Consider the following 5,906-nt stretch of genomic DNA (forward strand, 5'->3'; position numbering starts at 1 on the left):
GGAGTTAGGAAATAAAAAAAACCGACAAAGAAGTGAATTATCTTCAAATGTCGGTCTTGTGACCTCGACGGGATTATCTTCAAACACTTTTATAGATGATTTGATTCGTTTGAGCCAAATTAAACAAGAATTGCAGAGTTCATTTTTATTAAATAATTTCTTTTAGTTTTTGTCTAAAGCAATTTAATTCTAAGAATTAATAACAATCAGCAATGGAATAATTAACCTTAATTTGGCTGTGTTGGTCTTGTACCCATACCGAGAAATATCGAAACATTTAGTGCAAGATTTGGAAAGAATTTCACAAATCTATAAAGTCAAAATTTGATTTTCTTTAAAATTTATTTTTGGAAATATCGGTCTTAATAAATATGGTGAAAAGCCGTTTTAAGTAAATTGCATAAAAAAATGAACGTTGTTCAAAAATAATGTCTACATTTGCATTGTAAATTCAGTTATGAGTATAAGTGAAAGAAAACAGAAGGAAAAAGAGGCTTTGCGGCTGCTTATCCTGAATGGAGCTAAAAAATTATTTGTCGAAAAAGGAATCGAGCAGACCACCATTCGCAATATTGCAGATGCAATCGATTATAGCGTAGGGACTGTATATGTGTACTATAAGGATAAGAATGCTATTTTCCACGCATTGCATTCAATTGGGTTTCAAGAATTGAGAGGCTACTTCCAGGAGTTGGACAGTATTAAAGATCCAATGCAGAGACTTCGTAAAATGGGTATGATCTATATGAAGTTTGCGTTAGAAAATTCGGAGATGTACGATTTGATGTTTAACCTTCGTGCACCGATGGACTATCTGGAAGATCAGAAAAACGAGCTTTGGTCGGAAGGTGCCGATACTTTTGCTTACGTAAAAAAAACAGTCCGTGAATGTATGGAAAAAGGACATTTCAAAGGTCACAAAGAAGAACCGCTATCTTTCATAGTCTGGAGTGTGACGCACGGAATGTGCAGTCTTGAAATCCGTGATAGAACGAAAGGTGTAAAATTCACCAATCCTGAAACCATTCTCTCAGAAGGTTACGAAGAATATTTAAAAATTTTAGAAAAACTGTAAAAGTTTTTTTTGAACTAAATTTTGAACAACGTTCACATTATAAACAATGTATATATTAATGAAAAAAATATCATTTCTGGCTTTGTTTTTCCTCGGTTTTATCGGGTATTCTCAAAGTCATCTCGACCGGTATATCGAAATCGGTCTGGAAAATAACGAAGTCATCAAACAGAAAAACTTCGACATCAACAAAAGTCTCTATGCTTTGAAAGAGGCGAATTCCCTTTTTTACCCGACAGTGGCATTCAACAGCACATACACGATTGCAGACGGCGGAAGAACCATCGACATTCCGATCGGGGATATGCTGAATCCTGTGTACAACACATTGAATCAAATCACGAATTCCAACGCTTTTCCGCAGTTGCAGAATCAGTCGGTGTTGATCAATCCCAATAATTTATATGATGTCAAGCTTCATACAACGATGCCACTTCTGAATTATGAAATTATTTACAACAAAAAGATCAAAGCTCAGCAGACCACTATGCAAAAGATCGAACTTGAAATCTACCAGCGTGAACTGGTCAAGGAAATAAAAATTGCCTACTACAAATATCTTCAGTCGGTGGAGGGCATCAGAATTTATGAAAATGCACTGTCAATCGTGAAAGAAAATCAAAGAGTAAACAGATCGCTTTTTAAAAATGACAAGATCAACAGAACAGCTGTATTAAGAAGTGACAATGAACTTATAAGAATAGAAGCTAATCTTGAAACCGCAAAGAACACGAGCAAAAATGCCAGATCGTATTTCAATTTCCTGTTGAATCAAAAACTGGATTCAGAAGTTCTGATCGATGAAAATTTGGAATTGCCTGCTGAGATCATCGCAGAAAATACGGAAAACAGAGAAGAATTAAAACAATTAGGTCAGGCAAAAGAGATCAACGAAAATGTGTATCAATTAACAAGATCCAACTGGTTTCCAAAACTGAGCGGATTTGCAGATCTGGGATTGCAGGATTTTGATTTTAAAGTGGATAAATCTTCACGCTATTATTTCGCAGGACTAAGTCTGGAATGGAATATTTTCTCAGGCAACAAGAACAAATATAAACTCAAACAGGTTGATGAAGACAGCAAAAAGATCAGTTCACAGATCAACAATGTAAAACAGCAATTGCTGTTGCAGTTCGAAGTTTCCCAAAACAATCTGAGGTCCGCATTGGAGCAATATGAATCTGACAATAAACAGAAAGAAACCGCCAAAAAATACAATGGCGACGTGACCAAACTTTACAAAGAAGGACTGGCAATCTATATTGAATTGCTGGATGCTCAAAATCAGGTGGTCAATACTCAGCTGAATGCCAATATTTCATTGTACAATTCCTGGATTGCCTTCGCAGAGCTGGAAAGAGCCAACGCTTCATTCAATATTAAAAAATAAAATACCCACTATTATGAATAAAACAATCACAATATCACTGTTTTCCCTTTTCCTGATAACTTCCTGCAAAGAAGAAAAGAAAGAAGCCAAACCATTTGAAAATACCGATGTTATCGCTTTGAAAACCGCTTCTGTAGCATCTCTGTCAATGGCCGGAAATATCAACGCCTCCGGTCTGGTTACCACAGAGAATGAAACAACCTATTCCTTCAAGATCGGTGGCGTAGTGAGCGGGGTTTTTGTAGAAGAAGGACAGTTTTTCCGAAAAGGTCAGCTATTGGCAACATTGGATGAAACAGAGATTCGTGCAGGGCTGAATCAGTCTGACCTGAACGTTCAGAAAAATGAAAGGGATTATAAACGTGCCAACAATCTGTACAAAGACAGTGTGTACACCTTGGAACAGGTTCAGAATACCCGAACAGGTCTTGATATTGCCCGAAAACAAAAAGATGCGGTGGCTTTTAATGTAAAGTATGCAAAGATCTACGCCACAGCAGACGGTTTTGTTGCTCAAAAGGTTGTTAACAAAGGAGAGATCGTAGCTTCGGGTTCGCCTGTTTTGGTCATTAATGAAACGTCACACAACAACAATTATTTACTTAAAGTCGGTTTGACCGATACCGAATGGGCATCTACAAAGATCGGACAGAAGGCGGTAGTGACGCTGGACGGTTATCCTGATAAGAAATTTGATGCCTTCATCTTCAGAAAATCTCAATCAGCAGATTTGGCGATCGGTTCTTTTCAGGTAGAACTGAAACTGACGATGAATGACAGCAAGCCAGCCGTCGGAATGTTCGGAAAGGCGGAAATCAAAACCGACAATTCCGAAGATTTTATCGTAATTCCTTACAATTCGCTTTTGGAAGCTGATGGTAACAAAGCGTTCGTTTTTGTAGTTGAAAACAACAAAGTAAAGAAAAGACCGATCACGATTGCCAAATTTGAAAATGACAAAGTTTTCATTCAGGACGGTCTACAGAAAAGCGACAAGATCGTCATCTCAAACAGTGCCTATCTGAACGAGCAATCCACCATTAAAATCATTAAATAAGAACTGATGAAAATTACAAATTTTGCCGTAAAAAATTATCAGTTCACGCTGATTATATTTCTTCTTGTTGCAGTCGTGGGGGTTCTGACGCTCTTCACAATGCCACGTGCGGAAGATCCCGCAACAAAACCGCCTCAATATCTGATTACCGTCATCTATCCGGGGACAAGCCCGAAAGATATGGAGGAGCAGGTTGTAAAACCGATTGAAAACAAGATCTACGGATTGGAAAATATAGAAAAAATCCTGACTACTGTAGAAGATGGTGTGGCTGCTTTTCAGGTCAAATTCAAATATGGCGTTGATGTCGATAACAAATATCAGGAGATCTCCACCGAAATGAATGCCCTTAAAAACAGTGAGCTTCCAAAGGATATTTATCAGATCAAAACAGAGAAGATAAAATCATCCGATGTGAAGATCTTTCAGGTAGCTTTAGTCTCCGAAAATGCATCGGACAAATTATTACGCGATGAAGCAGATAAACTGAAAACCAGGGTTGAAAAAATCACGAACCTCAAAGATGTAAAATATGACGGGATTCCCGAGCAGGAAATGCGTGTGGACCTCAATCTTGAAAAACTGGCACAGCTGAAGATCCCGTTGGATGTCGTAACAGGAAGTTTACAAAGCGAAGCAGCCGATATTCCCGGCGGTAGTATCGATATGGATACCAAGGCGTTCAACGTAAAGACGAGTGGGAAATTTAAAGATGCGGACGATGTTGCCAATACCGTGATCTACAATGCCAATGGGAAAATCGTCTATATGAAAGACGTGGCGGAAGTGGGATACAAATCGCAGGTTGTCGATCATATCACAAGAATCAACGGATTGCGTTGTATACTGGTAACTGCAGGGATGAAGGACAATGTGAACATTGCGGATGTCCAAAAACAGTATCTACCGATCATAGATGAGTTTTCAAAAACTCTGCCTTCAAATATCAAACTGGTTAAGAATTTTGACCAGGCCGATATGGTCGCCAGCCGTTTAGGGCATTTGGGTTTTGATTTTGGACTGGCTATATTTTTGGTGGTTATTACCCTGATTCCTTTAGGTGGAAGAGCATCGGTAATTGTGATGATCTCGATTCCACTTTCATTGGCTTTAGGACTAATTGCGATGAATGCCTTAGGATATTCTTTGAACCAGCTGAGTATTGTCGGATTGGTAGTTGCCTTGGGATTATTGGTAGATGACAGTATAGTAGTTGTCGAAAATATCGAGCGTTGGTTGCGTGAAGGGCATTCCAAAATGGAAGCGGTTCTGATGGGAACGAAACAGATCGGCGTTGCCGTTGTAGGATGTACGGCCACCTTGGTGATAGCTTTTCTTCCGCTGGTCTTCCTTCCCGATATGGCAGGGGACTTCATCCGAAGTCTTCCAATGGCGGTCATTACAAGTGTATTGGCTTCAATGCTTGTCGCTTTGACATTGGTTCCTTTCTTAGGAAGCAGATTTTTAAAGACCCACGAACACGAAGGTGGAAATATCGTTCTTCAGTACCTTCAGAAGATATTGACCAGATCATACAGCGGTATTATGCCGAAAGCATTGAAATTTCCTAAAATTACCATTGTCATCTCACTTCTTTTAAGTGTTCTTGCGTTTGGATTGTTTTCCGTAGCGGGATTTAAACTATTTCCTAATTCAGAAAAACCGATGTTCCTCATCAACATCAAAATGCCACTCCAGGATAATATCGTGGAAAGCAACAGGGTCACTAAGATTGTCGAAGCAGAATTGAAAAAACACAAAGAAATTATATATTACACTTCAAATGTCGGACACGGAAACCCTCAGATTTATTATAACGTGCATCCACAGGACAGAAAATCAGATTTCGCACAGATTTTCGTACAGTTGGAAAGTGAAGCTTCGCCTGTAGAAAAAACTGCTTTAATCGAAGTACTGCGTGATAAATTCAGAACGATGCCTTATGCCAAAGTGGAAGTGAAAGACTTTGAGCAGGGTACGCCTCTGGAAGCCAATATTGTGGTCAGACTATTTGGGGAAGATCAGGCTGTCTTGAGAAAACTGTCTTTCCAGGTTGAAGACATTCTGAGAAAACAGAAAGGTACGGTTTACATCAACAATGAACTGAATACCAATAAGACCGATGTTAAAATAAAGATCAACAAAGAAAAAGCCAGAACTTTGGGCGTGATGACCAGTGATATCGACAGAGTGATCAGGCTTGCCGTTGCCGGTCTGACAGTCGGAGATTATATCGATGACCGTGGTGATTCCAGAAATGTGACCATTACACTGCCTAGAGACAAATTTACCAATCTTAATGCCCTGAAAAATCTGTACGTGAATAACGTTCAGGGATCACCTGTTGCGCTGAATCAGATCGCCACCATTACTTTTGAAAC

Annotated in this window: 4 protein-coding genes; all 4 read left to right on the top strand. The window is 39.0% G+C overall.

Annotation, left to right across the window (positions count from 1 at the left end):
- The first annotated feature begins 457 nt into the window (after positions 1-457).
- Positions 458-1,075, top strand: coding sequence for a TetR/AcrR family transcriptional regulator (locus AB4Y90_RS14720; RefSeq protein ID WP_232706004.1), 618 nt, complete (start codon positions 458-460; stop codon positions 1,073-1,075).
- A 58-nt stretch (positions 1,076-1,133) separates the two neighbouring features.
- A complete protein-coding gene (locus AB4Y90_RS14725; RefSeq protein WP_441558297.1) occupies positions 1,134-2,468 on the top strand; it encodes a TolC family protein in 1,335 nt (444 codons plus the stop codon).
- Positions 2,469-2,481: 13 nt separating this feature from the next.
- Positions 2,482-3,525: an efflux RND transporter periplasmic adaptor subunit gene (locus AB4Y90_RS14730; RefSeq protein ID WP_441558298.1), complete on the top strand. Its 1,044-nt coding sequence runs from the start codon at positions 2,482-2,484 to the stop codon at positions 3,523-3,525.
- A gap of 6 nt (positions 3,526-3,531) precedes the next feature.
- The coding region (locus tag AB4Y90_RS14735) for an efflux RND transporter permease subunit (RefSeq protein WP_441558299.1) at positions 3,532-5,906 on the top strand (2,375 nt) is incomplete at its 3' end.

Origin of the sequence: Chryseobacterium sp. 2TAF14 (assembly GCF_052115105.1) — a bacterium.
GTDB lineage: Bacteria > Bacteroidota > Bacteroidia > Flavobacteriales > Weeksellaceae > Chryseobacterium.

What these genes read in the sequence shown, in the direction of transcription:
- AB4Y90_RS14730 (WP_441558298.1), top strand. Translation starts at nt 2,482, where the DNA reads ATGAATAAAACAATCACAATATCACTGTTTTCCCTTTTCCTGATAACT.
- AB4Y90_RS14725 (WP_441558297.1), top strand. Translation starts at nt 1,134, where the DNA reads ATGAAAAAAATATCATTTCTGGCTTTGTTTTTCCTCGGTTTTATCGGG.
- AB4Y90_RS14720 (WP_232706004.1), top strand. Translation starts at nt 458, where the DNA reads ATGAGTATAAGTGAAAGAAAACAGAAGGAAAAAGAGGCTTTGCGGCTG.